The sequence below is a fragment of the Candidatus Microthrix parvicella Bio17-1 genome (genome assembly GCF_000299415.1).
Lineage (GTDB): Bacteria > Actinomycetota > Acidimicrobiia > Acidimicrobiales > Microtrichaceae > Microthrix > Microthrix parvicella.
Window position 1 is genome coordinate 777,665 of sequence record NZ_AMPG01000002.1, and the last position, 25,434, is coordinate 803,098.

Here is a 25,434-nt window from a genome sequence, read left to right on the forward strand (position 1 = left end):
ACGACAATTCTTGCGGCATCCAACCGCAACCACTTGTTCAGCCGTCGTCCTCGTCGCCCGACATCCCGCCGGCGTCGCGCTCAGACTGCGAGCTTCCCTCCGGCGTCTGGGAGGTTTCTGCCTCCGGGTGAAGGGACACCCACGACTTCTTGGGTTCTTCAGGGTCGAGGTGCACGCGGATGGGCCCATCGTCGTCGCCCTCGCGTGCCTCCTGGACCGCAGGAGGCTTGGAGTTGTCGCGGCCGTAGACGATCTCTTCGAGCACCATTCCGACATTGAGAAACGCCACCGACACGGCACCCTTGCGCGACCTGCTGGGCAACGCCGGTGCCTCGTGACTGTCGGCATCGTCGGCGAAGTCGGGCTCCCAGTCGGGGTCATCGAAGTCGAGGTCGATCGCATCGGGACCGCGAAGTTCGCTGTCGTCGTCGGTGGAGGCGAACCGGCCGGAGGCCTCGTCCAACGCTCCTTGGGTTGCGGTGGGCACCTCAGAGCGGTCATCCAGCTCAGATTGATGGTCCAGGTCATCCTGGTCATCAGGCTTCGCGCCCGACAGGTCGGGGGTGTCGTCGCGCCTCGAACTCACGCCGGCACCTCGGGGGTTGGGGCCTCCAGCAGGTCGGCCATCAGTTGGTGCCCGGGGATGATCGGCTCGTCGGCCACGCCCGCCTCGCTGTAGACGCCGCCCGGGCCATCGACCGCCGAGTCCACCAGCAGATACGGCACGGGCTCGGTGGTGTGGGTCTTCAGCGCCACCGGCGTCGGATGATCGGGCGACAACAGCAGCCGCCACGGCCCCTGTGCGTCCAGCCCGACCACCAGGTCGGCCAGGATGCGACGGTCCCAGTTCTCGAGCGCCTCCACCTTGGCGGCCACATCGCCCGCGTGACCGGCCTCGTCGGTCGCCTCAACGTGAATGACGAACAGATCGGTTCCGGCGGCCAACGCAGCGAGTGCGGCATCCCGCTTGCCTTCGTAGTCGGTGTCGTACCAGCCGGTGGCACCCGGTACCTCCACCACGTCCATGCCCGACAGCACCCCCAACCCGCGCACCAGGTCGACTGCGGTCACCATGCCGGCGCTCACACCCCAGCGCTCGGTGAAGTTCTCCAACACCGGTTGGGTTCCCTGCCCCCACAGCCACACGTGCGTGGCCGCCAGGTCGTCAAAATCGGCCAGCACCTCGGCCGACGCCTCCATGATCGCCCGCAGCTCGGCGGAACCCGGCCCGGTGGGCCACACCAGCGCCTTGCCCGACAGGTCATGAGGTGGCACGCATTCGGCGTTCAGCCAGTCGGCGGCGGCGCACATGATGTGGCGGTACTGCACTCCGGGGTGGAACGACACGTTCCCGGCACCGCCGACCATGGCACCAATGCGTTCGTCGAGCGCCGCCATGGCCTTTGCCGCCACGTCGGAGTCGGGGTGGCCACCGGCGAAGTCCACCATTTCGTCGGCGGCCTCGTTCAGCGTGACCAGGTTTGCCCGAAAGGCAATCTGGCCCGCTGCCAGCCGCATGCCCAGCGCGGCGGCCTCGATGGGCGCCCGGCCGGTGTGGAACCTGCGTGGGTCATAACCAAGCAGCGACATATTGCCAACATCGCTCCCCGGGGGCATGCCCTCTGGGATCACCGCCGCCCGTCCCACACGGCCGCGGGCGGCCAGCGCATCCAAATTGGGGGTGTGGGCCGCCTGCAACGGGGTCAGCCCGTCCAGTTCAGGCACGGGATGATCGCTACAACCGTCGGGAACACACACCACATACTTCATCAGCCCATCATCTCCCATCGGCGGCGTGGCGTCGCATCAGGTCCTGCACCTGGGCCAACCCGGCGCCGACCGAATCGAAGCGTTCGGGTCGATCCAACAGGTCCGCCAGCCGCTCGGGCAGTTGTGGCCGGACTCCCGTGGCGGCCTCGACGGCATCGGGAAACTTGGCCGGATGGGCGGTGGCCAGCGCCACCATGGGCACCCCCGGCTTACGCCGGCGCTCACCCGCATAGAGGCCGATCGCAGAGTGAGGGTCGAGTTCGACACCGCGACCGTGCCAGGCGGCGATGGTGGCGGCCACATCGTCTTCGTCCACCCGAACCCCATCGAACCGGTCGGTGATGCTGCGGTGCACCGCAGGGCTCACCCGGTAGGTGCCGCGGTCGGAGAAGGTGACCATCATCTCGGCGCACAGCGCCCCGTTTCGACCGCCGGTCTCAAAGAGCAGGCGCTCGAAGTTGGACGACACACCGACGTCCATCGAGGGGCTGGTGGTCGCCAGCACCTCGGCGGACTCCATGGCCCCGGTGTCAAGGAACCGCACCAGGACGTCGTTTCGGTTGGATGCGACCACCAGCTTGTCGATCGGCAAGCCCATGGAACGGGCCGCCCAGCCTGCAAAGACATTGCCGAAGTTGCCGGTGGGCACGGCGAAACTCACCGGCGAGCCGTCGGGCGAGACGGCCAGATGCGAGCTGACGTAATACACGATCTGAGCCATCACCCGCGCCCAGTTGATCGAGTTGACCGCTCCGAGGTTGACCTCGGCACGGAACGCCTCGTCGGCGAACGCCGCCTTCACCAGCCGTTGACAATCGTCGAAGTCGCCGTCGACCGCCACCGGGTGCAGGCGAGGCTCACCCAAGGTGGTCATCTGGCGTCGCTGCACCTCTGACACGCGGCCATCGGGAAAAAGTATGAACACCTCGACCAACTCGGTGGTGCGGCACCCCTCCATCGCCGCCGAACCGGTGTCGCCCGACGTGGCCCCCAGCACGGTCAGCCGCCGGCCGCGGCGCCGCAGCGCCACCTCGAAGAGCCGTCCCACCAACTGCAGGGCAACATCCTTGAACGCCAGCGTTGGACCCCGGTACAGCTCGGTGAGGTACAACCCATCGCCCAGGTCACGCACTGGACACACGTCGGGATGATCGAACACCGCGTAGGTGTCGGCCACCAACCGGTCAAACTCGGGCCGCTCGACGTCTTCACGCACAAAGGGCCACATCACCTCTGCCGCCACCTCGGCATAGGGACGTCCGCGCAGCTCGTCCAACGGCGGCAGTTGCGGCCACGTGTCGGGGAGGTAGAGCCCCCCGTCCGGCGCCAGGCCGCCCAACAGCACGTCAAAGAACCCCTGCGGCTCGCCGCCGCCACGGGTCGATACGTATCTCATGGCTGTGTCACTCCTGTCGGAAGCCGGGGAACCGTGGGATTCAACACCTGCACGGCACTACTCACTGATGACGCGAAGCACCGAGGCCACCCGATCGACGGCTTCGAGTCGCTTCAGGTCGCTCAGGCAGGCCTGCACGTCCCGTTCGGTGGACTCATGGGTGATGAACACGATGCGGGCGTCGTCGCCCAGCCCCTCCTGTTCCATCGACCGGATCGATACGCCGTGGTCGCCGAACACCGACGCCACCGCAGCAAGCACGCCGGGCCGATCACGAACCTCAACGTTCACGTAATAGGGGCTGGCGAGATCGTCCACGCTGCGCAACTTGGCCTTGGCCAGGTGACCAACCGAGGCGTGGGTGCCCCGCGACAGGTTGGAGGCGGCATCGATCACGTCGCCCAGCACGGCCGACGCGGTCGGCCCACCGCCCGCCCCCCGGCCGTAGAACATCAGGTTGCCCACCACGTCACCCTCGACGAACACGGCGTTGTAGCTGTCGCGCACCCCGGCCAACGGGTGTTCGATCGGCACCATGGCCGGGTGTACCCGGGCGGCCACCGAGCCGTCATCGAAACGCTCACAGATGGCCAGCAGCTTGATCGTGTAGCCGAGTCGTCGAGCGAAGCTGATGTCGGCCGCCGACACCTTAGAGATGCCCTCGTTGGCCACGTCGCCCGCCACCACGCGAACGCCGAAGGCAATCGACGCCATGATTGCCGCCTTGGCCGCAGCATCGAGACCCTCGACATCTGCGGTGGGGTCGCGCTCGGCATACCCCAGGCTCTGGGCGCTCGCCAGCGCATCGCCGTAGCTGACCCCCTCGGTGTCCATCTGCGAGAGGATGTAGTTGGTGGTGCCGTTGACGATGCCCATGATGCGGCTGATCGGCTCACCCACCAGCGACTCGCGCAGCGGTCGGATGAACGGAATACCGGCAACGACGGCCGCCTCGTACAGCAGGTCGACACCGTTGGCCTCGGCGACGTCGGCCAACTCGCTGCCTACGTTGGCCAGCAGTTCCTTGTTGGCGGTGACCACCGGCTTGCCGGCATTCAACGCGGCGACGATCAACTCGCGAGCGGGCTCGATGCCCCCCATCAACTCGACCACCAGGTCGACCGCCGGGTCGGCCACAACCTCGGCGGCATCGGTGGTGACGATCGCCGGGTCCAGCGCCACGCCGCGCTCCTTGGACATCGAGCGCACCGCCACCCGCACCACCCGCAGCCTGAGTCCGGTGCGGGTCTCGATGTCGTCGCCGTGCGCGTCGATCAACTCGATCAGCGCTGAGCCAACGTTGCCCGCCCCCAGCACGCCGACGGTGACCTCCGTCGAGGTCATTCCCTGAGTGGTCGCTGGGGTGGCGGCCTGGTCGGCTGCGGCGGGAGAACCTTCTGCACGGGGAACTGGAGCTGCGGTCACGGGACCCACGCTACCGGCCGGAGGCCCACTCCCCCACAGTCGTTTGCGCCGTCGGTTTTCCTGGTCCGAAATCAGCCCACGTCGGTGGCGAGCAGGTCTTCGAGGGTCTCCCGCCGGACGACCAGCCTGGCATCGCCATCGGCCACAAACACCACCGGTGGGCGCAGCACCTTGTTGTAGTTGGACCCCATCGACTGCCCGTAGGCGCCGGTGACCGGCGTGGCGATCACGTCGCCAACCATGAGGTCATCGGGGACGGCGCCGTCCACCACCAGCTTGTCGCCCGACTCGCAGTGCTTGCCCACCAGCGTGATCGTTCTCGGCCGTTCGGCCGCAACCGACCGCGGGAGGAAGGTCTCGTAGCCCGACCCGTAGAGCACGGGTCGGGGGTTGTCCGACATGCCTCCATCCACCGCCACGTAGGTGCGGACACCCTCGATCTCCTTGATCGTGCCCACCCGATAGACCGTGATGCCGGCTGCGGCAGCGATCGATCTGCCAGGCTCGGCCGACACGGCGGCGGTGATCCCCAACTCGTCGCACGCCCGACGGATGCCGGCCGCCCACTGGGTGATCGTGGGCGCCTCCTCCCCCGTAACATAGGGGACACCCAGTCCGCCGCCGACGACGAACTCGTCCAGACCCCAGCCCCGAACGGTGGGGCCCAGGGTGGCGAGCGCATCTGCGAAGTTGGCGGCCGAGAACACCTGCGAGCCGATGTGGATGTGGGTGCCCACCAACTCCATGGCGCCACTGCCACCGGCGCGGGCGAGCGCCCGTTCGGCGTCACCCGCCGCCAGCGGGAAACCGAACTTCGAGTCCGGCACGCCGGTTGCCACCTCGTCGAGGGTGTGCACCTCGATCCCGGGGTTCACCCGGATCAAAACCCGTGGCGCCGGAGCGCCGTCCGCCACCAACGCCTCGATACGGTCGAGCTCATCAAAGCTGTCGACCACCACCCGACCGACGCCGTCGCGCAGCGCCATGTTCAATTCCACGCCCGACTTGTTGTTGCCGTGAAACACCAACGACGCGGCAGGCACCCCGGCCGCACGAGCGATGCCGTACTCGCCGCCGGTGGCCACATCGATGCTCATTCCCTCCTCATATGCCAGCTTGGCCATCGCCCGACACAGAAAGGCCTTGGAGGCGTAGGCGACCTTCCCGTCAAAGGCCGCGATCGCCTCCTGACAACGGGCGCGAAGGTGGGCCTCGTCGTACACAAAAAGCGGCGTGCCGAACTCCTCGGCCAGGTCGACCACGCGGCACCCGCCGATGAGCAGCGAGCCGTCGCCATCGGTTTCGGCGGTGTCGGGCAGCAATTGGCGGGGCACGGGCCGGGAGCGAGCGTCCGGTCGGGGGGAGGTCGTCACCGCACCAGTTTGACCGAGACGCGGCTGGTCACTCGAAGCACTCCACGTCGTCAAAGCGCTCGGAGTCCAGCCACACGCCGTCGATGGGCGTGTCAGAGGTGTCGCCTGGTATCGAGCCTGAGGCCTTCGCCTCCTGCCCCGTAACCGACCAGGTGTATGACGGATCGTCGTATCCCCACTCCGGGTTGGGCGCCACATATTCCAGGTCGAGCGCCGAGAACGTGGTTCGAAGGTCGCCAAGCGTCTCGATCGGCCCGGTCCCGGTTCGGGACATCTCCGTGGGGAGGATCACAGCAGCAAGTCGGCCCGACTCGTCGAATCGAAGCTGCACGTCGCCGTCGTTCCATCGGGCATTCGTTCCCGGTGTGCACTCCGACACAGCCACCTCCTCCACTTCCTCCGGAGGCCCCAGCGCCTGCGTCATCGCGCTGATTGCATCGTCCTGCTCAGCACCAAACGGCAGAAGGGCAAGACCGTCGGGGGACCACTCAAACGGCACCGAAAGTTCCTCGGGCTCCTGCATCGCGGTGGTGATGGGCCTGCCGGTCGACGTATCTTCGCCGGGGCTCTCGCCGGTTGCGGCGACAGAAGCAGTTTGGACGGATTGACGCTGATTGACGGCCATCCCCAGCAACACCACGGAGACGCCAAGAAACGACAGCGACAACACCGTCAGGAGGATCCAACGCCCTCGCCCGGGCTTGGTCGGACCAGGCGTCAACTCGGTGGTCAGATCAGTGGTCAGGTCGGTCGACTTGTCCTGTTCCGCGTCATCGGCCATCAGGCAGAACCTAGTTCGCTCGCACCACGGCTCCCCTCCTGCGTATCGGGCCTCTGCCCCCGGCGCTGTCGATCCGAGCAACACCGACGGTTCGGCTACAATCGGCCTTCGCTCGGAGCAACTCCGAGCCCCCGCTCCCGTAGCTCAGGGGATAGAGCATTGGCCTCCGGAGCCATGTGCGCAGGTTCGAATCCTGCCGGGAGCACCGATGTCCTGAACCAGCACACTGCCGGAAGCACCGATGTGCCTGAGCTTCAGGACTACCCGTTACCTCGAACCTCCGCCGCCGGTTTCCGTTTCGGTGAGAGGAGTGACTGCGGCCATTTCGGCATCCGAGGCGCCCGACCTTCCGGCAGCCCCATCGCGCTTCCTCGGCTGACGGTTTCGGCTTATCCAGGAGCGGCCACATTCTCGCAAAGATCCCTACCGTCGCGTGTCCGAGGCCGCACGCTCCTTCACCGCCGAATCGTTTCTGCTCAATCGGGAGCGCTTGTTGACACACCCGATCTGTACCCCGAACACATGACCACGAGCGAGGTACGCCATCTCTACGTCGCGTGGCGGCGTCCAGAGGGCTTGATTGTGCCGGTTGGCCGGTTGGCCGGTTGGCCCAGCGGACTTCGTCAGGCAACACCGTGTTCCGGTTCGTGTACCTGAAGGGAGCCGAGCGAGATGCCGACTTCCCAGGCCTTCCAGGCCTGATGGACCTCCATAGCGCCTACGAGAGCACGGCGTTGTTCCCCATGTTTGCCAACCGGCTGATGCCTCGCGATCGCGCCGACTACGGCAGCTTCGTGGAGCAGTTGGACCTGTCGGTCGAAGCCGACCCTTTTGAAGTTCTCGGCCGTAGCGAGGGCGTGCGGGCCACTGATCGGGTAGAGGTCTTCCCCGGAGCGGAGGTCAACTCCGAAGGTCGTCTCTGCACGCTCTTCTTCGGCCGTGGCACACGCCATATCGAGGGAGCTAGCGAGGCGGTCAACGAACTCCGCAGGGGTGACCACCTGGCTCTGGTCCCGAACCCTCCAACGAGGTGAACCCCCGAGCGATGCTGCTGAACACCCGCAACGGTGCCGGCGTTGGTTGGGCCCCGGACTATCTGCTCGATTTGCTGCACGAGATCGAAGAACTGAACAATGCGGCCCCGTCGATTGACGTCGAACATGTCAATCCGGCATCTGTTGCTCCGCACCTTCGGTTGCTCTGCCGTGTCTCCGCTCCGCAGCCTGCCGGCTACGGGCCATTCTCCGGACCGGACTTTCAGCCTCTCGCGTAGAGCGGTGAGAGTTGGCAGCCCGCCAACCGAGATTGAGCCGGGTATCAACGTCCGATTCATCCCACCTGGCGACCTTCGGCCGCACCCAAAAATCGTTAAGGCGAAATCCTTCAGGGGTTCGAATCCCCCTCCCCCGCCAATCGACTTCGCAACGGGGGACTGGCACCTACAGGCCTGGTTCTGGCCGGTCTGGGCTGCGGAAGAGGATGCTGAAGACCTCCGTTGCTTGGAAGACGCGGTTGTAGGAGCGTCCGGTGACTTCCTCGAGGACGCCCAGCTGCATGAGTCGATGAGCGGCGTTGTTCGCAGCCTGAGGACTGACCCCGTGAGCTTTGCTGATGTGTTTCACGGTCAGTGTCGGAAACTCGATGAGCTTTTCCGTCACCGTGAGGGCGACGCCCTTGACGCGATTCGCTCGAAGCATCTCCATGGTGTTCCTCCGCCAGGCGAGAAGACTGCGAATGCGTGACTCGGCATCGGAGGCTTGCGCCGATAGCGCTTCACAGAAGAACGAGATCCATTCGTCCCAAGCCCCCCGGATGCTCACCTCGCGGAGGAGGTGACGGTACTTGTCGGACCGAACTTCGAAGTAGGGCGACAGGTTGAGCAAGGGCTCGGTCAGGAGGTCGTAGTCGATCAGTTGCAAGATCGCGATGAGCCGCCCGATTCGGCCATTTCCATCGGTGAATGGGTGCAGCGCCTCGAACTGATAGTGAGCGGCGGCGACGCGGACGATGGGGTGCAGGTCGTTGTCATCGTGGATCCATGTCTCCCACGCGGTCAGCCCATCGGCGAGATAGTCGGCTGGTGGCGGGATGTAGCTGGCTTCAAGGACGCTGCAGCCCTTGTAGGGGCCGATGAGTACCTGGGTCTGTCGTATCTTGCCGGTCTGCCAGTCTTCGCTCGGGGTGCCTGCGAGAAGGGTGTGTTGAAGCTCGCACGCGAAGCGGGTGCTGATCGGGAGCGTGGAGCGACGCTCGATGCCCTGCTCGGTGGCACGGATGAAGTTGATCACCTCGGTGACCGCCTGGCTTCTTGGAAGGTCCTCATCGATTTCGGAACTGAGAACTTCGGCGGCTCGAGCAAACGTGCCCTCAAGGGCGGAGGTACTCACCGCCTCACGTCGGATAGTTGGCCGGGCCACAAGCATCGGATTCGGGAGCAACTCACGCGCCAGGGCGTCCAGCCGCCCGAGGTGGTGTGCTGCGTTGACGGCGGCAGACCACGTTCGCGCTTCAAGATCCAGCGCAGCGGGCAAGGGAGCTGGAACGAAAGCGACGTGCTGAACTCGTCTGCCGCCCTCCTCGACGTCTATCGGGACAAGCTTGCCAGTCGGTGAGTTTTCGAACCGCTTGACCTGCATCCATCAAGCTTAGTCTGTGCAACCTTGAATTTCATCGGTGCAACTTCAAGTGACCCCAACAACCGAGCGAGATCATCAAGGTTGTTACCTGCAACCTTGAGAATCAACCTGTGGATTACAAGTCGTGCCCGGCGTCCAAGCGTCAGCGCTCTCCTCAATCTGAAACTGGGTCGACGCCGATCAAGCCCGACTGGGCCATGAAAATGGGGCTCTCCCGTCGTTCGCGTGGGTTGAAATGACAGGAGAGCCCCTTTTCGGGAGGTTTTCGACCCACGGTCGCACAACTGAGGAGGCCCCGATGCGTTCGCGATGGCCGAGTAGGGGTATCTGAACCCTTACCTGATCGCTCGAACGACGTCCGTTGGGCATCTCACGATCGGCCACTTTTGAGACGGAACCGATGGTCGAGGCGTCGAGCCTGAAGGCGTATGTGGGTTTGGCAGGATTGGGTGCGGCGTGGATAGGGCGGCGCCGGCGCTCGGCGCGGATGTGCGGGTCGTGGGGTTCCCGGTTGGGCGGTCGGTCCTGGGTCAGAGCCCGGTGACCGTGGTGGGTGTCAACCGGGTGGTGGTGGTGCCGTCCCCCAACTGCCCGACGCTGTTGTTTCCCCAGCATTTGGCGGTGCCGTTCTGAAGAACCGCGCACGTGTGGAAGTCGCCGGCGGTGATCGCTGTTGGGGAGCCTGGCGGGAGGGGTGTGGTGTCGGTGGTGTCCTCGCCTGGCTGGTAGGTGCCACCGTCGGGGCTGCCTTGACCGAGAGGACCGGATGCGATGCTGCCGTCAAGGTAGCCGTCGACGTTCCAGCCCGGGTTGTTGGTGAGGCGGGTGACGGGCCCGACCCCGACTTCGAATCCGGCGGTCATCCCGACGTTGGCTCTGGCCCAGCCTTTGTCGACCCCGATGTTTATAGGGGATTTCGGGGGTGCAGGGGACCTGGTCGACCGCCTCAAACACCGTGGTTCTCCTGTCGTTTCTGTGATGGGTGAGACTGGTTCGCATGGATCGTCGGGGTGAGATGGTTGAGCTGATCGGACGGCTGGGGGACGGGCCTGAGGTGGGGATGGTGGCGGTTGCCCGGTTGAGGGACCTGCTGGATGAGGAGCGGCTGTTTCAGGTTGGTGAGGCCCGCCGGGCGGGGTGGTCGTGGGCTGCCGTCGGGGCTGCGTTCGGGGTCACTCCCCAGGCGGTTCACCGGATGTTCGCGTGGCTGGTCTGACACGCTTTTAGGCGGTCGGTCGGGGCGACGTCACGATCGGTTTGGGTTCCCATGGGAGGCGTGTGGTGATGCCGGCGCACGCGAGGTAGATGATGGGGATGAACGTGTTGGCGCTGTGGTGTCCGTAGCCCCGGTGGTTGAGGAGCCGGATCTTCGAGTTGGTGCCTTCAAGACGCGAGTTCGACAGGCCCAACTCGACCGACGCGATGATCCCCTCTTTGTGGTCGCGGACGAGCTGGGACACTTTGACCATCGGCCGGATCTGGGACCGGCACGCCGAGGCCAACCATCGTTCAAGGTAGGCGGTGGCGTGGGTCGGATTGTCGAGTTGGTAGAGGCCCCGGAAGCGTTCCTTGAGTTGTTGGGCCCGCCAGATCGCGTGGTGAGAACGCTGGTGACGTTTCAACACCGCCGCTTGGGTGTCGGTGTGATCGGACGGCTTCTTGAGCAGCGCCCACCGGAGATCGCGGGCTTCGTCGCCGGAAAGCGGGAGCCCGGTTTTGGTGAGTTTGGACCAGCGAATTGTTGCTGTGACTGCCTTGTTGAGGTGCATGACGACGTGGAACGGGTCCCAACAGATCGTCGCGTTCGTGGCTTTGCGGGTCGCTGCTGGGTAGGCGTAGGCCATGTCCATCGAGACCGCTTCGATCCTCTCGCAGCGTTCGGGGCCGAGCAGTTCGTAGAAGGTGCCGAGGGTGGCAGCGTTCTTGCCTTCCCCGACCCAGAGGGTCGCACCCGACGTTTGGTCGACGACGACGGTGAGGAACCGGTGGCCTTTCGCGTGGGAGATCTCGTCGACTCCGAGGCGGGTGAGCCCGTCGAAGCGGGCGTCGGTGAGCTGCTCGGCGACGACCCGGCTAATGATCGCGGTGACCGATTTCCACTGGACCCGCAACGCGGTGGCGACGGTGGTGCGGTCGGAGCGTTGGGTCCACCAGGCGACGAGTTGTTCGAACGCGATGGTGTGGCGTGCGCGGGTTCTGGCCCACGGGATCTCCTCGGTGACCACCCGGCCGCACGCCCGGCATGAGAGCCGTCGGATCTCTCCTTGGAGAACGGTTTTCATGCCGAAGCAGTCGAGGTGTCGCCAGCGGCGTGTCGAGCGGCTGTGGACCGCCCGGGTGGACCATCCGCACGGGCACCGCAGAAGCGGTCGGGTGTGGCGAATATCGAGGATCACGGTGCCACCCCCGACGGTCACTTTGGTGACGGTGAGTGCGGGAAGGGCGAGCATCTTGTTGAATGAAGTGGTGGCGCGCACGGGCGTGTATCTCCGGGATCGGTTGGCGTAGGAACCGCCGAACCTAGATGCGCGACCTGTGCACGCCACACAACCACGTTCAACCCGCCGCAGAACGCTGCCCTATCAACGGTTTCAGGCTGTTTCCGACCCTTTTCGCTTCACAGAAACGACAGGAGAACCAACACCGTTGAGGTGCACCCCTCCGGGGGTTCGCCCCCCTTTCACACCGCCAGGAGCACCGATGAGACCCGGTCGCACGCGGCCGTCGCGGCTGACCGCAGGGTCAGCGCGCCGTCCAACCCCCGTCGACCGGCAGGGTGATGCCCGTGACGAAACGGGAGGCGCCCGAGGCGAGGAACAACAGGGCGCCATCGAGTTCGTCGGCCTCGCCTGCGCGCCCCATCGGGGTCTCGCGGAGCACGAAGTCCATGGCTGCAGGGTCGTCGAACATGGTTTCGGCGGTCATCTCGGAATGGAACCATCCGGGCGCGATCGCGTTGACCCGAACCCCCTTGCGGCCCCACTCGGCGCCCAGCTGCCTGGTGAGGTTGACCACGCCACCCTTGGCCGCGCAATAGGCGGCCTGCTGCACCGGGGCGGAGGCGACCAGGCCCAGCACCGACGCGATGTTGATGATGCTTCCTTCACCGTTCGCAAGCATCACCGTCGCCGCTTGGCGCGACAGGGTGAAGAGCCCCACCAGGTTGACCTCCAACATCGCGCGGACCCGATCGTTGGTCTCATCGATCGCCCGCTTGCCGTCGCCCACCCCGGCGTTGTTGACCACCACGTCGACGGTGCCAAACTCGGCCACCGCACGATCGACCAGCGCCCGAGTGGCCACCTCGTCGGACACATCGCAGGCCTGAGCAACGGCCCGGGCGTTCCCCGGCAGCCCGTTCAGCTCGGCAGCCAGATCGACCAGGCGGTCCTCCCGCCGGGCGGCGAGCACCACGTGCGCACCCGAGGCGTGCAACACCCGGCCGAATCGCCGACCCAGCCCGGACGACGCCCCCGTGACGATGGCGACCTGCCCGGTGAGGTCAAACAGTTCCCCAGGCGATCGGACCGGCGCCGGGTCGCCGGCAGGTTCGTGTGCGGTCATCAACGATCGTCCTCCAGGTCTGCGGTTTGACCGCACGTCTGCCGATGAGCGGCAACGCTCCCGGCCGGATCGTCCAGTTCCCGATCCCGCCAGCCGGCCGCCAACCGGGCCGCACCGGCGGCCAGGCGGGCCACCACCTCGTCGTCGCGGGTGGGATCGCCGTGTTCCACCCAGCCCAGCACACCGCCGACCACGAAGTCCGCCAGGGTTCGGGCCTGCCAGCGATCAACCTCGTCGTCGCCGGTGGGATCGAGCACCGAAGCGGCGACCGACCAGGCGACGGCGTCAAAGCGCTTGACCAGTTCGTCGAACTCGGGTTCGCGCGAGCTGTGCACCATGAGGAGGCGGAGCGCATCGGGCTGCTCGCGGGCCACCACCATCAATGCACTGGGCACGGCGCCTCTGCCCACCATGGCTGGAATGCGGTCGGTGACCTCGGTGGCCAAGCGGGCGAAGACCGACTCGAGCACCGCCTGATACAGCTCGGTCTTGGAGCCGAAATGCCGGTAGACGATCAACTTGGTGATGCCCGCCCGGGCCGCCACCTCGTCCATGGCCGTGTCGGAGTAGCCGCGCTGGGCGAACGCCGAAGCTGCCGCATCCAGGATCTGCGCCCGCCGCTCCGCCCTGGGCAGGAGACGGCGTTTGCCGCCACCCGTGGGACCCGGGGGGTTGGCCGTCGGCTGCGCCGCCGCTTGTTGAACGGTGGACATGATGCGCCGAGGCTACCAGCGCGCGTCGGCCCGGCCCGCTGTCGCCGCTACGCTCCACCCCGTGTTGGAACGCCTCCCACCGGTTGGTGAACGTCGCCTGGCCGTGCGGGTCACGGCCGACGCATTACGCCAAATTCGGGGGCGGCACCCCTGGGTGTACGAGCGTTCGATGACCTCGATCAACCACCAGGGCGCGGCGGGCGACCTGGCCATCGTCTTCGATAACAAGCGCAAGTTTGCGGCCATTGGGCTGTACGACCCCGACTCCCCCATTGCGATCCGGATCCTCCACGTCGGCAGGCCCGTCCAGATCGATCAGCACTTCTGGACCGAGCGGGTGATGGCGGCCGCCGCCCGTCGGGCACCGCTCGTCGCCGCAGAGCCCGGGGCTCGACCCGCCTACCGGCTGATCAACGGCGAAAACGACGCCATGCCCGGGTTTGTTGTCGACCGGTACGCCGACACGCTGGTGATCAAGCTGTACTCGCCGGTGTGGTTCCCACACCTGGCGGTGTTGGTGGACGCCCTGCTCGCCGCAACCGGGGCCGGCTCGGTGGTGTTGCGGCTGGCCCGAAACGTGGCTGCCGGGCAGACCTTTGGCCTGGCCGACGGTGACGTGATCGCCGGGCACCTCGACGATGCGCCGGTCCGCTTCACCGAGGGCGGCCTGGTCTTCGAAGCCGACGTGCGCCGCGGCCAAAAGACCGGCCACTTTCTTGACCAACGCGCCAACCGCCTACGGGTGGGCCGGTTGGCCGAAGGTTGCGATGTTCTCGACGTGTTCGCCTCTACGGGCGGGTTCAGCGTGCACGCCGCCGCAGGGGGCGCCTGCAGCGTGCACAGCGTCGATCTGTCGGCACCCACGCTGGCGGCCGCCAAGGCCAACCTGGCGCTCAATATCGATCGCAGCGAGGTTGCCGCCTGCGTCCACACCACCGAGGTGGGCGACGCGTTCGAGGTGATGAGCACCCTGGCCCGCTCGGGTGCCGGCTACGACGTCGTCGTGATCGATCCGCCCTCGTTCGCCCAGAAACAATCGAGCGTGGAAGGTGCAGTGCGCGCCTATGCCCGCCTCACCCACCTGGCCCTGCCACTGCTTCGCCCCGGCGGCGTGTTGGTGCAGGCATCGTGTTCCAGCCGGGTGTCGGCCGATCAGTTCTTCGCTGCCGTGCTGGGCGCGGCCGACGTGGCCGGCGACCAACTCGACGAATTGGCCCGCACCGGCGCCGATCTTGACCACCCGGTGACCTTTCCCGAAGGCGCCTACCTCAAGGCTGGTTTCTGGCGGGTCCGCTGACCTGTCGGCCCTCACCCCACCGCTCCTCCCAGTCCACACCGACACCCGCCAGAAAGGCCGCACTCATGCCCTCCGTCAACGCCAACGGCATCACCATCGGTTACGAAACCTTCGGCGACGGCGAACCGCTGCTGCTGATCATGGGGCTGGGTGCCCAGCTGACCGACTGGCCCGACGGTTTTCTCGAACTGCTGGTCGAGCAGGGCTTCGGGGTGATCGCCATGGACAACCGGGATCAAGGGCTGTCCACAGAGTTCGACTGGGACCCACCGTCGCAGGCCCGCTCGGTCCTCGGCCTGATGGCCAAACGGCCCCCGAAGACCGGCTACCTGCTGGCTGACATGGCCGACGACGCAGCAGGGCTACTCGAGGCGCTCAACGTTGATTCGGCACACATCGTGGGCGCCTCGATGGGCGGCATGATCGCTCAGAGCCTGGCCATCGGCCACCCCGAGCGTGTGAGGTCGCTGACCTCGATCATGTCCAACACCGGCGATCGCAAGCATGGTGGCATCGCCCCCCGGCTGCTGCCGGCGATGGCCCGCATGCCCGAACCAACCCGCGAAACGGCGGTCGAACGGTCGATTGCAACCTTCAAGTTGATCGGCGGTCCGCACTGGGACGAGGCCGCCCATCGGGCCAGGGCCGAACGCAGCCTGGCTCGGGCCTTCCGCCCCAAGGGGACCAACCGGCAAACGGCCGCCATCATGGCCAGCCCCGATCGCACCGACGGGCTACGTCGGCTCAGCTCACCCACCCTGGTGATCCATGGGCTGGCAGACCCTCTGGTCCGCCCCACCGGCGGCATCGCCACCGCCAAGGCCGTCCGCGATTCACGCCTGCTGATGTTTCCGGATATGGGCCATGACATCCCGGCGCCCCGTCACCCTGAAATGATCGACGCCATCCGCCGAAACGCCGAACGAGCCAGGTGACGGGACCAACCTGGACGACAACGACCGTCGGCGTTACACCCCGGCAGAGCCACCCGAGGTGGCCTCTGCGGCACAACTGGTGAGGTTCACCTGATCACCGGACGCCGTGACGGTTGCGTCCACGGTGGCCTCGGCGGCCCAGCCTTCCAGCACGCCCTTCAGCTCTTGTGCGTCGGCGGCCGAGTCCAGCTTGGTGTCGATCTTGGCGCACGCATGCTCGGACGCGTCGTTCCAGGTGACGAAGCTGTCGCCCGCCCAGCCTTCGGTTCCGTTGGCGGGGTCGTCCAGGCTGATGCCCTTTGCCAACAGCGCGGTCAACCCGATCTGCCCAAACACTCCGGAGGTCACCACCTTGGCACCCGAGTCTGGCTTGGGCACCGGCACCTTCACCGACCCTTCGTGCGCCTTGTACTTCGCCGGCGTCATCGCCTCCTCGGAGGTCGTTGGCGGCCGCTTGAACGCCCCGGGAACCGCCTGTACCCCACCGCCGTCCTTCACGACGGCCTGCACCAGGTCCAGCCCTTGGGTGTACGGCGCGGTGAGCAGAGCCAAAATCACGATGGGGATGTTGAAGATGGCGGGATTTGAGCCAACCTGCAGTTCCTCGGCGGAGGCCCGGGTCTGGTCCGACGACGACATCTGGTTTCGGTACGCGTCCTCCACGTAGCTCGCCGACCCTTCGGTCAGCACGGTGAAGCCGTACCCGGTCTCGTCGGTGGCCTCATCCAGCTTGGGTCGATCCAGGTTGAACAGCTGATCGTCGAGCGCATGGGTGAGCTCGTGGGCCAGCACGGTTCGCACGTACGGGGTCAGCTTGGTGCCCCGAACCACCATCTCCTTGGTCTCGGGGTCGTAATAGCCCACGACACCAAGTCCCAACGCCGACTTCATCGTCTCGGCCAGATCCACGTTGGTGGGCAGCAGGCCGAGGGCATGAAACAGCACCTGCTCGTCGGCCAGCTCCTTCTCTTGATCGTCGAAGTCCTTCAGCAGACCCTTCTCGAACTCGGCGTCATCCTGAAACTGCACATCCGGTCGAGTCTTGAACTTGGCTTCACGCGTCTTTTCGATGAATGCGATCACATCATCGATGGTGGCTTCGGTCTCCGGATCAGGCTCGGTGGATGGTGGGGCGGTCGTGGCGGGCGCAGCGCCGGTGGTGTTCGGAGCCGGGGTACTCGAGGGCGATGCGGGAGGATCGTCGCCGATCACCTCGCCCAATCCGCCCGGATCGGCGGTCGTGGACGGCGACGCGGCAGAGGTGGTGGTCGGCGACGCGGACGGCCTGGGCTGGGCACTGACGGTTGTGTTGTCATCGCTCCTGGCCAGCACGATTGCCAGGCCACCGGCCAGCAGGATGACGGCCAGCACAGCGGCCAGAGCGGCCAGCAGCGCACCGGTGGACGGCCGCTGGGCCGACCCGTCTGCAGCGGGCGGCGTCCACACCGGGGGCAGCTCGGTTGGAGGACGGGCGGACGCCGCAATCGGAGGACGGGTCGGCAGGTTCGAGCCGGGCGGCGGGCCACCTGCCCAGCCACCGAGGGGCGGCTGATCTCCTGCGGGGGGTCCGTCGGGGGCGTTGGAGTCACTCATAATCGTTCGTCATCCTAGAGATGATGATCGACGAGTCGTCTGCGTCGAGGCCTGCGCTGATGGATCGCTCAGCCCAACGGTGTCGGCAGGTGCACGAACTCGTCGTCTCAGGCGACCGCCTGTTGGATCACCCGAGCGATTCGGCGTGGCTGCGTATCCAGGCGTGCATGGCGATCCCGGCGGCCACCGAGGCGTTGATCGATCGCGTCGACCCGTACTGGGCGATCGAGTAGGTGGCCGAAGCTCCCGCCGAGGCCTCGTCGGTGAGGCCCGGGCCCTCCTGGCCAAACAGCAACAGCACCCGGCGCGGCAGCTCGACCGACTCGATCGGTTGGGACGAAGGCGTGTTGTCGATGGCCACCACCTCGAGATCCGCCTCGGCGGCCCAGGCGATCAGCGCGTCGACGTCGGGGTGATGGCGGACGTGCTGGTATCTGTCGGTCACCATGGCGCCGCGCTTGTTCCAGCGGCGCCGACCCACGATGTGCACCTCCTCGGCCAGGAAGGCGTTGGCGGTGCGGACGATCGACCCGATGTTGAGGTCGTGCTGCCAGTTCTCGATGGCCACGTGAAACGGATGGCGTCGCTCGTCGAGGTCGGCCTTCACCGCCTCGGTGCGCCAGTAGCGGTAACGATCCACCACGTTGCGCTGATCTCCATTTGCCAACAAGTCCGGATCAAGCCGGCTGTCGTCCGGCCATGGTTGGGGGTGTGGTCCCACACCGACCCGCCGCGGCTCGTCGAATGCGGGGTCGGGATCGGGTTTGGTCACCGCCACAGGGTGGCGACTGGCGGAGCCGACCGCAACCGGCCGAGCCCGATGGGCGGCTATCCTGGCACCGACAGGGGGCGACCCGGCTCGGGCGTCCACCGCTGAAATCCCACCCGTCGAGGAGTGCCGATGCGCCGCCGCATGCTCAAATCCAAGATTCACCGCGCCACGGTGACCGACGCCAACCTCCACTACGTGGGTTCGATCACCATCGACGTCGAGTTGATGGAACTGGCCGATCTCCTCAACGGCGAACAGGTGGCCATCGTCGACATCGACAACGGATCGCGCCTGGAGACCTACGTCATCGAAGGCGAGCGGGGCTCGGGCACCATCTGCCTGAACGGCGCCGCTGCACGGCTGGTGCAGACGGGCGACAAGGTGATCATCATGAGCTACGGCGAATACGAACCTGAGGAGATGGACGGCTACGCGGCCACGGTCGTGCACGTTGGTGACGACAACCGGGTGATGCTGGTCGACGACAACCCTGCCGGGGCGGTGCCGGACACCGTGGCAGCCAACTGAGGGCGCAGCCGAGCCCTCAACGGCAACCTCACCGCTACCGTCGGGGCATGAGCCAGGGCCCTGAGCAACACGCCGACAATGAGATTCCGTTGGCGGACGCCAACGATCCTCGCTTGGCCCCCTATCGGCTGCTCACCGACCGGGCCCTACGCGATCGCGCCCCCTCAAGCCCGACAGAAGTGAGCGCAACCGAGAACGCGCCACATGGGCGGTTCCTGGCCGAGGGCCACTACGTCCTACAGCGACTGATCGCGGCGGGCGCACCGGTGCTGTCGGTGATGCTGACCGAACGGCGTGCCGCAGCGGCCAGGGAGTACCTCTCCACCTTTCGAGGCCCCAGGTACCTGGTCTCCGAGGAGCTTGCCTCCAAGGTCGTTGGCTATCCGGTGCACCGCGGTGTGATGGGGCTGGTCGCCCGGCCCCGGCCGCTCACCCCCGCCGAGCTGACGATCGACGCTTCGCTGCTGGTCTACCTGGACGGCATCGCCGACACCGAGAACGTGGGGGCCATCTTTCGGACGGCGGCCGCATTGGGGGCCGACGGCGTGCTGGTCGGGCCGACGACGGCCGATCCGCTGTACCGGCGATGCGTCCGGGTGTCGATGGGCGCAACCGCTGTGTTGTCATGGGCCCGGGACACCGGCGGCGACGCCCTGAGTCGGCTCAACGGAGGCCCCCTGTCGGGGTGGAGCCTGGTGGGGCTGTCCCCGGACGGGTCGACCACGCTGGAGCACCTGGTGGAGCACCAACCGCCACGAAGCGTGCTCATTCTCGGTTCGGAGGGCCCCGGGCTCGGCGACAAGGTTCGGCGGGACTGCGATGAACTGGTGAGCATCCCCATCGGGGCCGATTCGGATTCGCTCAACGTGGCCGCCACGGCTGCGATCGCCCTGTACCGACTTGCCGCACGGCGCAACGGTGATTCACGGCACAGCGGCCAAACCAAGTAGCCGCCGAACCTCCGCAGGCAGCACCATGGAGGGAATGGCCCCCTCCATCTCCCGCTGGAACAAGTCCGACAAGTTGGCCCACGTGCTCTACGACATCCGGGGGCCGGTGCTGGCCGAGGCCCAGAGGATGGAGGACGAGGGCCACCGGATCCTCAAACTGAACATCGGCAACCCGGCACCCTTCGGCTTCGATGCGCCGGAGGAGATCCAACAGGATTTCATTCACGAACTGCCCCACGCCCAGGGCTACTCCGACTCCAAAGGCATTCTCTCGGCCCGCCGGGCGGTGGTGCAGCACTACGAGGAGCGCGGAGTCGAGGGCTTTGACGTCGACCGGGTCTACCTCGGAAACGGGGTATCGGAACTGATCGTCATGGCGATGTCGGCGTTGTTGAACAACGGCGACGAGGTGCTGATTCCGGCGCCGGACTACCCGTTGTGGACCGCGGCGGTCACCCTCTCCGGAGGCCGCGCCGTGCACTACGCCTGCGACGAGGGTGCCGACTGGGCACCGGACCTGGCCGACATCGAGTCCAGGATCACCTCGTCCACCGTGGCTCTGGTGGTCATCAACCCCAACAACCCCACCGGCGCGGTGTACCCGGCCGAGGTCGTCGTCGGTCTGGCCGACATCGCCCGCCGCCACGGCCTGGTGCTGTGCGCGGACGAGATTTACGACAAGGTGCTGTACGACAACGCCGTCCACACACTTGCCGCCGCGGTGGCACCAGACGTGTTGACGCTGACGTTCAACGGGTTGTCCAAGGCCTACCGAGTTGCCGGCTATCGGGCCGGATGGCTGGCGATCTCGGGCCCCGTCGACCGGGCGACCGACTACTTGTCGGGCATCGACATGCTGGCCAACATGCGCCTGTGCGCCAACGTTCCGGCCCAGCACGTCATCCAAACCGCCCTCGGGGGCCGTCAGAGCATCGCCGAGTTGGTGGCACCGGGCGGACGCCTGGCCGAGCAACGCGATGTGGCCCACGGGTTGCTCAACGCCATCCCCGGCGTGTCGTGCACCAAGCCGCAGGGCGCCCTCTACCTGTTTCCCCGAATCGACACGAAGATGTACGACATCGAATCCGACGAGCAGTTCGTGTTGGATTTTCTGAGGGCCGAGAAGGTGTTGCTGGTGCATGGAACCGGCTTCAACCTGCCCACCCCCGATCACTTCCGCATTGTCACCCTGCCCCGAGTCGACACGCTGACCGAGGCGCTCGGTCGCCTGGAACGATTCCTGGCCCGCCGCGCCGCCTGACCAAGTTGGGGCAAACTGGGCCAATGCGCTTCAGCCTGGCCCTCCCGATGTTGCCGCCCGACCGGCTGCTGCCGCTTGCCCAAGCAGCCGAGGCTGCCGGGTGGGACGCCGTCACGTTGCCCGAATCGGTGTTCTATCCGGAGGAGGTCTCGGCCGACTACCCCTACACCTCCGACGGCAAACGATTCTGGGCCGCCGATGCACCATTCGTCGACCCGTGGGTTGCCATCCCCGCCATCGCCGCCACCACCGAGCGCCTCATGCTGGGCACCAACGTGACCAAGCTCACCCTCCGTCATCCGTTGTTGATGGCCAAGACCGTCGGTTCGACGGCGGCGATGTTTCCGGGTCGTATCGAGCTGGGTGTGGGCCTCAGCTGGATTCCCGAGGAGTTCGCCTGGCTCGACCAGGAGATGTCCAACCGAGGTGCCCGCCTGAACGAGCAGATCGATGTGATGCGGGCCGTCCTTGCCGGTGGCTGGGTGGAGCACCATGGCCGCTTCTACGATTTCGATCGTCTGCGCATGGACCCGGCACCCGACCCGGCGGTGCGCCTCCACGTCGGTGGTCACTCCGATGCCGGCATCAAGCGGTCGCTCCGACGCGGCAATGGTTGGATCGGCGCCCAATGCGACCTCGACGCCATTGCTGACATCACCGATCGGCTTCGAGAGCTCCGCGCTGAGATCGGCGATGACGCGTTGGTGCCCGCCGATCGCTTCGAGGTGAAGCTGACGCCGATCGTGGCGCCGACCACCGAGGCGATGGAGGAGGTGGAGGCCATGGGCGTCACCGAGGTGATCACGTCGCCCTGGTACTTCTACCCGGGCGATCCCGATGACCCGATCGCCCAGCTCGACTCGGTGACCCGCTTCGGCGACGAGGTCATCACCCCCATGAGCGCTCGAGGCACCACGGAGACCCCATGAACGACACACCCAACCCCACGCCGGCGACCGCCGACCATCCGGCCAGGGCCGCGTCGCAGGCGTCGATGGCCGCTGTGACCGCCGGCGATCGCGCCGCCTGGCTGGCGCTTTTCGCTGCGGATGCGGTGGTGGAGGATCCGATCGGCCCGTCGATGTTCGACCCGGACGGTGCCGGCCATCGCGGCGCCGACGGCATCGCCGCGTTCTACGACACGGTCATCGGTCCCAATGTGGTGACGTTCGCCATCCGCGAGAGCTACGCCTGCGGCCACGAGGTGGCCAACGTGGGCACGATCACCACCACGTTGCCCGACGGAGCCCGCGCGATCGTCGAGGGGGTCTACACCTACCGGGTGAACGACGAGGGCCGGATCCTGGCGTTACGAGCGTTCTGGGAGGCCGACGCAATCACGTTTGAGCCGCCACCCACCTGAGCTGAGAGAACTGCGCCTGATCGGTCCAGAACCCCGGTCGCGGGCCGGTGGCGATGGCCCCGCCCGCCGCGTAGGAGTCCAGGCGGGCCCGGGCCTCGACGTCGAAAAGATCAATCACGTCGAAGAAGGCCCTGGGTCCGGCCGATCGCAGCGCCTTCCCACCGTCGCTCTTCGGCTTCGGCAGGTCGGTGGTCAGCACCAACAGCGGACGCGGTGTGGGGAGCCCCCCAAGCGCGGCGGCACGCCCAAGGGCCTTCCACACGGCATCGCTTCGCGTCAGGCCGCCGCGGTGGGTGGTGTGACCGCCGGGCACGTCGATGTACCACTCCCCACCCGCACCATCGACGGCCACGAAGTTGACCACCACCCCACAGGTCGACAACTTCTTGTTGGTGGCGGCGATGGTGAACCCGGCCGATTCCAGCAACTCTGCGGCCAGTTTCTGTGCCGCTTTGCCCTCCCGCTCCGCACGCGTCCGAAACGTGTCCTGCGAGGTGGGCCCATCGGCGTCGCCCGGCTCACCGGAGTTGATCGGGGCAACCGGAACCAGCGACAACTGCTCGGCAGCGGGGGCATCCGGCGCCGCACCCTCCTCCGCCACACGGCGGCGGGCGATGTCGACGTAGTCGGGGTCAAGGTCGTAGCCCACGTACCGGCGACCCAGCCGGGACGCGGCGACCAGCGTCGATCCGCTGCCCAGAAAGGGGTCGAGCACCAGATCGTCGGCGTACGTGTAGAGACGGATCAGCTGTTCGGGCAGTTCCACCGGAAACGGCGCCGGGTGACCCACCCGCTTTGCGCTCTCGGTGGGCATGCTCCACACGTCAAGGGTGAGGGCAAGGAAGTCCTCGGTCATCAGGGTGTTTTCATGGGGCAGGCCCTCGGCCGCCCGCTGCTTCCGGGTGCGGGCACGATCGAAGCGGCCCTTGCTGGCCACGATCACCCGTTCGGTGATGTCGCGCAGCACCGGGTTGGCGGCGCTGCGAAACGACCCCCAGGCACACGATCCCGTGGCGCCCTCGGCCTTCTGCCAGATCACCTCGCCCCGCAGCAACAGACCCAGGTCTTCGAGGATGCGGGTGACGTCGGCCGACAGGCTGCGGTAGGGCTTGCGCCCCAGGTTCGCCACGTTGACCGCGATGCGCCCGCCGGGTTCCAGCGTGCGGACGCACTCGGCGAACACCGCCCGGAGCATCTCGAGGTACTCCAGGTAGGAGGCGGGAATGCCATCGCGTTCCAGTTCCTCCTCGTAGGCCTTTCCGGCGAAATACGGGGGCGAGGTGACCACCAGCGCCACCGACCCGTCGGCCACGCCGGCCATGTCTCGGGAGTCCCCGCAGTTGAACGGTTCGGTCACCGGAACCGGGGGCAGGACCGTGTCGTCGTCAGACAGTTCCGGAGCGCGGAAGCGCTGGTAAAACCCCGTGGCATCGTGGGCCTCCCGCCCTCCGGTCCCGAAGTTCGATGTCGATGTCGAGCGCCGCTCCCTCATGCCCTGCCACTCATGTCGTGCCCCTCATGTCCCGCTGTTTCATGCGTACCCACCTCTGACCGATCAAAGCGAAAGCGTACCGGCGAACGGCATCGGACCTTCCAAGGGGCAAGCGACACCGACGGTTCTACCTGGCCAGGACCAGTTCGTCGGCCGGCGTCACCGCACGTCGCGCGGCAACGTGCCGGGTCAGGCGCACCAGGATCAGGCATGACATGGCCAGCCCCCCACCTCCGCCGATGATCAGCGCCGCGTCACCCTGATGGAACCCATAGACAAGCCAGATCGCCGCCTCGGTTCCCGCCATCACCCAGGTCACGGGCGATACACCCTCGAGTTGGTTGGAGCGGACCGCAGCGAGGGCGGCCGGAGCAAACTGGATCGCATAACAGAGCCCAACCACCAGGCCGGCGGTCGGCCATCCCGACAGGACCAGAGCGGGCACCGGCAGGAGGCCAAGCAATGCCGCTCCCCTGGCGCAGCTGCGCAATGACCCAAGCCCGTTCAGGGCAACGAATTGGGCGGCCATCACCAGATAGAGCGCGAAGGCGACGACCGACACGGGGATGATGCCCCACAGGCCGTTCGCCAACCCGTAACCCACCCACCACAGGTTCATCGCCAGGCCGACGCCGATCCAGGCCGCCGAAATGCCCTCGGTGGTCTTGAGGCGATTGAGGCGCGCCACCTGGGGCACGATCATGCCTGCGCCCATCACGTTGGCCACCACCAACATGGCTGACAGAACGATTGACGACACGGGACACCTCCTGGGGTGCGCATCACCGACCGGGCCCGGACGCACCGGTAAGGGTCTAGACGCGTTTAGCTCGTTGAGAAGGGTAAGGGTCTATCACGACTTGACTCATCGCGTCGACCCATCCCGCCGTAGCATGGGGCACATGCAGCTTTCGTCGGTCACCCAATCGGAGATCCGCGTGACTCTGGAACTCGCATTCCAGCTGGCCAACCGGGCGACCGACGACACGCTCGACATTCGCCAGACCCTGCTCGACGACGGGTTCAGCCGCGCTGCCACCGCATCGTCGGCGTCGATCCATCGGGTCGGTAGGCGGTTGGCCCAGCTGACGCCCCTGCTTCGAGAGTTGCACGCCATGACCACCCTGGATGCCGCCGCCCGCATCAACGAGGAGCTCACCGAACTGCCCATCGCACCGGCAATCGTCGAACACGACGGCGTCCCCGCCCACATTCACTGGACACCCAACACCGCCACCTTCGACGACCAGGTCATCACCGACATCGTCATCGCGTTGGCTCAGGAGGTGTGCGAGCACGGCACCGCCCGATTTGGTCGATGCGACGCCGAGGGTTGCGACGACCTGTTCTATGACGCCACCCGCAACCGCTCCCGGCGGTTCTGCGACGACCCGCGCTGCGCCAGCCGCACCCACACCGCCGATCATCGGGCCCGCCGCAAGGCCGGGGCGCCTTGAACCAACCTCCGCGGTCCGCCCTCAGGTAGGGCATCGGGTTTCAGTGGTCCATGACTTCAGGACTCCGGTTTTGGGGACGGTACCGAGGCACGGCGAGCTACGTTCCTGCCATGAAGAAGCCGATCTCA

At 66.6% G+C, this 25,434-nt stretch carries 26 protein-coding genes and 1 tRNA gene; 12 read left to right on the forward strand and 15 right to left on the reverse strand.

Annotated features, from left to right (window positions below; all coding sequences use genetic code 11):
• Positions 1-37 precede the first annotated feature (37 nt).
• The 6 genes from MPARV_RS0111755 to MPARV_RS25570 all read right to left on the reverse strand — a co-directional run bounded on the left by MPARV_RS0111755 (position 38) and on the right by MPARV_RS25570 (position 6,745).
• The gene (locus MPARV_RS0111755) at positions 38-586 is read right to left on the reverse strand and encodes a hypothetical protein (RefSeq protein WP_012222536.1); all 549 of its coding nucleotides are present in this window, start codon (positions 584-586) and stop codon (positions 38-40) included.
• Complete coding sequence (locus tag MPARV_RS0111760) at positions 583-1,788, reverse strand: cofactor-independent phosphoglycerate mutase (RefSeq protein ID WP_012222534.1); 1,206 nt, start codon at positions 1,786-1,788, stop codon at positions 583-585. Before MPARV_RS0111760 ends, MPARV_RS0111755 begins: the two co-directional genes overlap by 4 nt.
• Positions 1,778-3,166 (reverse strand): threonine synthase, encoded by a 1,389-nt coding sequence (gene thrC, locus MPARV_RS0111765; protein ID WP_012222531.1) that lies wholly within the window; start codon positions 3,164-3,166, stop codon positions 1,778-1,780. Before thrC ends, MPARV_RS0111760 begins: the two co-directional genes overlap by 11 nt.
• Positions 3,167-3,223: 57 nt before the next feature.
• Positions 3,224-4,510, reverse strand: a complete 1,287-nt coding sequence (locus tag MPARV_RS0111770) for a homoserine dehydrogenase (protein WP_020378380.1) — start codon at positions 4,508-4,510, stop codon at positions 3,224-3,226.
• 152 nt (positions 4,511-4,662) lie between these two features.
• Positions 4,663-5,964, reverse strand: a complete 1,302-nt coding sequence (gene lysA / locus MPARV_RS0111775; RefSeq protein ID WP_020378381.1) for a diaminopimelate decarboxylase — start codon at positions 5,962-5,964, stop codon at positions 4,663-4,665.
• Positions 5,965-5,992: 28 nt separating this feature from the next.
• Positions 5,993-6,745, reverse strand: a complete 753-nt coding sequence (locus tag MPARV_RS25570) for a hypothetical protein (protein WP_012222528.1) — start codon at positions 6,743-6,745, stop codon at positions 5,993-5,995.
• Positions 6,746-6,878: 133 nt separating this feature from the next.
• Here MPARV_RS25570 and MPARV_RS0111785 point away from each other — a divergent pair.
• From MPARV_RS0111785 to MPARV_RS0111795, 3 genes are all read left to right on the forward strand, one after another.
• Positions 6,879-6,950, forward strand: a tRNA-Arg gene (locus MPARV_RS0111785).
• Between the two features lie 400 nt (positions 6,951-7,350).
• Positions 7,351-7,779: a hypothetical protein gene (locus tag MPARV_RS0111790; RefSeq protein ID WP_157789577.1), complete on the forward strand. Its 429-nt coding sequence runs from the start codon at positions 7,351-7,353 to the stop codon at positions 7,777-7,779.
• 11 nt (positions 7,780-7,790) lie between these two features.
• Positions 7,791-8,018 (forward strand): hypothetical protein, encoded by a 228-nt coding sequence (locus tag MPARV_RS0111795; RefSeq protein WP_020378383.1) that lies wholly within the window; start codon positions 7,791-7,793, stop codon positions 8,016-8,018.
• Between the two features lie 166 nt (positions 8,019-8,184).
• On the opposite strand, the gene MPARV_RS0111800 is transcribed toward MPARV_RS0111795, so the two are convergent.
• Both MPARV_RS0111800 and MPARV_RS0111805 read right to left on the reverse strand, forming a co-directional pair.
• Positions 8,185-9,381 carry a Fic family protein gene (locus MPARV_RS0111800; RefSeq protein ID WP_020378384.1) on the reverse strand — a complete coding sequence of 399 codons (1,197 nt, stop codon included), beginning with the start codon at positions 9,379-9,381 and terminating at the stop codon, positions 8,185-8,187.
• 530 nt (positions 9,382-9,911) lie between these two features.
• Complete coding sequence (locus MPARV_RS0111805) at positions 9,912-10,244, reverse strand: RCC1 domain-containing protein (protein ID WP_020378385.1); 333 nt, start codon at positions 10,242-10,244, stop codon at positions 9,912-9,914.
• Positions 10,245-10,378: 134 nt separating this feature from the next.
• Here MPARV_RS0111805 and MPARV_RS0111810 point away from each other — a divergent pair, with 134 nt between their 5' ends.
• The gene (locus MPARV_RS0111810) at positions 10,379-10,597 is read left to right on the forward strand and encodes a hypothetical protein (RefSeq protein WP_012222510.1); all 219 of its coding nucleotides are present in this window, start codon (positions 10,379-10,381) and stop codon (positions 10,595-10,597) included.
• 7 nt (positions 10,598-10,604) lie between these two features.
• Here MPARV_RS0111810 and MPARV_RS0111815 read toward each other — a convergent pair whose 3' ends face one another.
• The 3 genes from MPARV_RS0111815 to MPARV_RS22755 form a co-directional block, all read right to left on the reverse strand.
• Complete coding sequence (locus MPARV_RS0111815) at positions 10,605-11,831, reverse strand: ISL3 family transposase (protein WP_157789578.1); 1,227 nt, start codon at positions 11,829-11,831, stop codon at positions 10,605-10,607.
• A gap of 292 nt (positions 11,832-12,123) precedes the next feature.
• Entirely contained in the window at positions 12,124-12,945 is an 822-nt protein-coding gene (locus MPARV_RS0111820; protein ID WP_012229858.1) for an SDR family NAD(P)-dependent oxidoreductase, read from the reverse strand.
• Positions 12,945-13,658 (reverse strand): TetR/AcrR family transcriptional regulator, encoded by a 714-nt coding sequence (locus MPARV_RS22755; RefSeq protein ID WP_012229856.1) that lies wholly within the window; start codon positions 13,656-13,658, stop codon positions 12,945-12,947. Before MPARV_RS22755 ends, MPARV_RS0111820 begins: the two co-directional genes overlap by 1 nt.
• Positions 13,659-13,719: 61 nt before the next feature.
• Here MPARV_RS22755 and MPARV_RS0111830 point away from each other — a divergent pair, with 61 nt between their 5' ends.
• Positions 13,720-14,955 carry a class I SAM-dependent rRNA methyltransferase gene (locus tag MPARV_RS0111830; RefSeq protein WP_020378387.1) on the forward strand — a complete coding sequence of 412 codons (1,236 nt, stop codon included), beginning with the start codon at positions 13,720-13,722 and terminating at the stop codon, positions 14,953-14,955.
• A gap of 65 nt (positions 14,956-15,020) precedes the next feature.
• Entirely contained in the window at positions 15,021-15,890 is an 870-nt protein-coding gene (locus tag MPARV_RS0111835) for an alpha/beta fold hydrolase (protein ID WP_020378388.1), read from the forward strand.
• A 33-nt stretch (positions 15,891-15,923) separates the two neighbouring features.
• On the opposite strand, the gene MPARV_RS0111840 is transcribed toward MPARV_RS0111835, so the two are convergent.
• Entirely contained in the window at positions 15,924-17,483 is a 1,560-nt protein-coding gene (locus MPARV_RS0111840) for a hypothetical protein (RefSeq protein ID WP_020378389.1), read from the reverse strand.
• A 127-nt stretch (positions 17,484-17,610) separates the two neighbouring features.
• Complete coding sequence (locus MPARV_RS0111845; RefSeq protein ID WP_020378390.1) at positions 17,611-18,261, reverse strand: TrmH family RNA methyltransferase; 651 nt, start codon at positions 18,259-18,261, stop codon at positions 17,611-17,613.
• A gap of 123 nt (positions 18,262-18,384) precedes the next feature.
• On the opposite strand from MPARV_RS0111845, the gene panD reads away from it, so the two are divergent.
• From panD to MPARV_RS0111870, 5 genes are read left to right on the forward strand one after another with little or no spacing between them, the layout of a single operon-like run.
• Positions 18,385-18,783 (forward strand): aspartate 1-decarboxylase, encoded by a 399-nt coding sequence (gene panD, locus MPARV_RS0111850; RefSeq protein WP_031278393.1) that lies wholly within the window; start codon positions 18,385-18,387, stop codon positions 18,781-18,783.
• 47 nt (positions 18,784-18,830) lie between these two features.
• A complete protein-coding gene (locus tag MPARV_RS0111855) occupies positions 18,831-19,733 on the forward strand; it encodes a TrmH family RNA methyltransferase (RefSeq protein ID WP_020378392.1) in 903 nt (300 codons plus the stop codon).
• A gap of 34 nt (positions 19,734-19,767) precedes the next feature.
• Complete coding sequence (locus MPARV_RS0111860; protein WP_020378393.1) at positions 19,768-20,994, forward strand: pyridoxal phosphate-dependent aminotransferase; 1,227 nt, start codon at positions 19,768-19,770, stop codon at positions 20,992-20,994.
• A 23-nt stretch (positions 20,995-21,017) separates the two neighbouring features.
• Positions 21,018-21,923, forward strand: a complete 906-nt coding sequence (locus tag MPARV_RS0111865) for a TIGR03619 family F420-dependent LLM class oxidoreductase (RefSeq protein ID WP_020378394.1) — start codon at positions 21,018-21,020, stop codon at positions 21,921-21,923.
• Entirely contained in the window at positions 21,920-22,357 is a 438-nt protein-coding gene (locus tag MPARV_RS0111870; RefSeq protein WP_020378395.1) for a nuclear transport factor 2 family protein, read from the forward strand. Before MPARV_RS0111865 ends, MPARV_RS0111870 begins: the two co-directional genes overlap by 4 nt.
• Here MPARV_RS0111870 and MPARV_RS23665 read toward each other — a convergent pair.
• Together MPARV_RS23665 and MPARV_RS0111880 are read right to left on the reverse strand one after the other, a co-directional pair.
• Positions 22,332-23,849 (reverse strand): DNA-methyltransferase, encoded by a 1,518-nt coding sequence (locus MPARV_RS23665; RefSeq protein WP_012229838.1) that lies wholly within the window; start codon positions 23,847-23,849, stop codon positions 22,332-22,334. The genes MPARV_RS0111870 and MPARV_RS23665 overlap by 26 nt on opposite strands.
• A 127-nt stretch (positions 23,850-23,976) precedes the next feature.
• Complete coding sequence (locus tag MPARV_RS0111880; RefSeq protein ID WP_020378396.1) at positions 23,977-24,609, reverse strand: hypothetical protein; 633 nt, start codon at positions 24,607-24,609, stop codon at positions 23,977-23,979.
• Between the two features lie 142 nt (positions 24,610-24,751).
• Here MPARV_RS0111880 and MPARV_RS0111885 point away from each other — a divergent pair, with 142 nt between their 5' ends.
• Positions 24,752-25,306, forward strand: coding sequence for a CGNR zinc finger domain-containing protein (locus tag MPARV_RS0111885; RefSeq protein ID WP_012229835.1), 555 nt, complete (start codon positions 24,752-24,754; stop codon positions 25,304-25,306).
• Positions 25,307-25,434 lie beyond the last annotated feature (128 nt).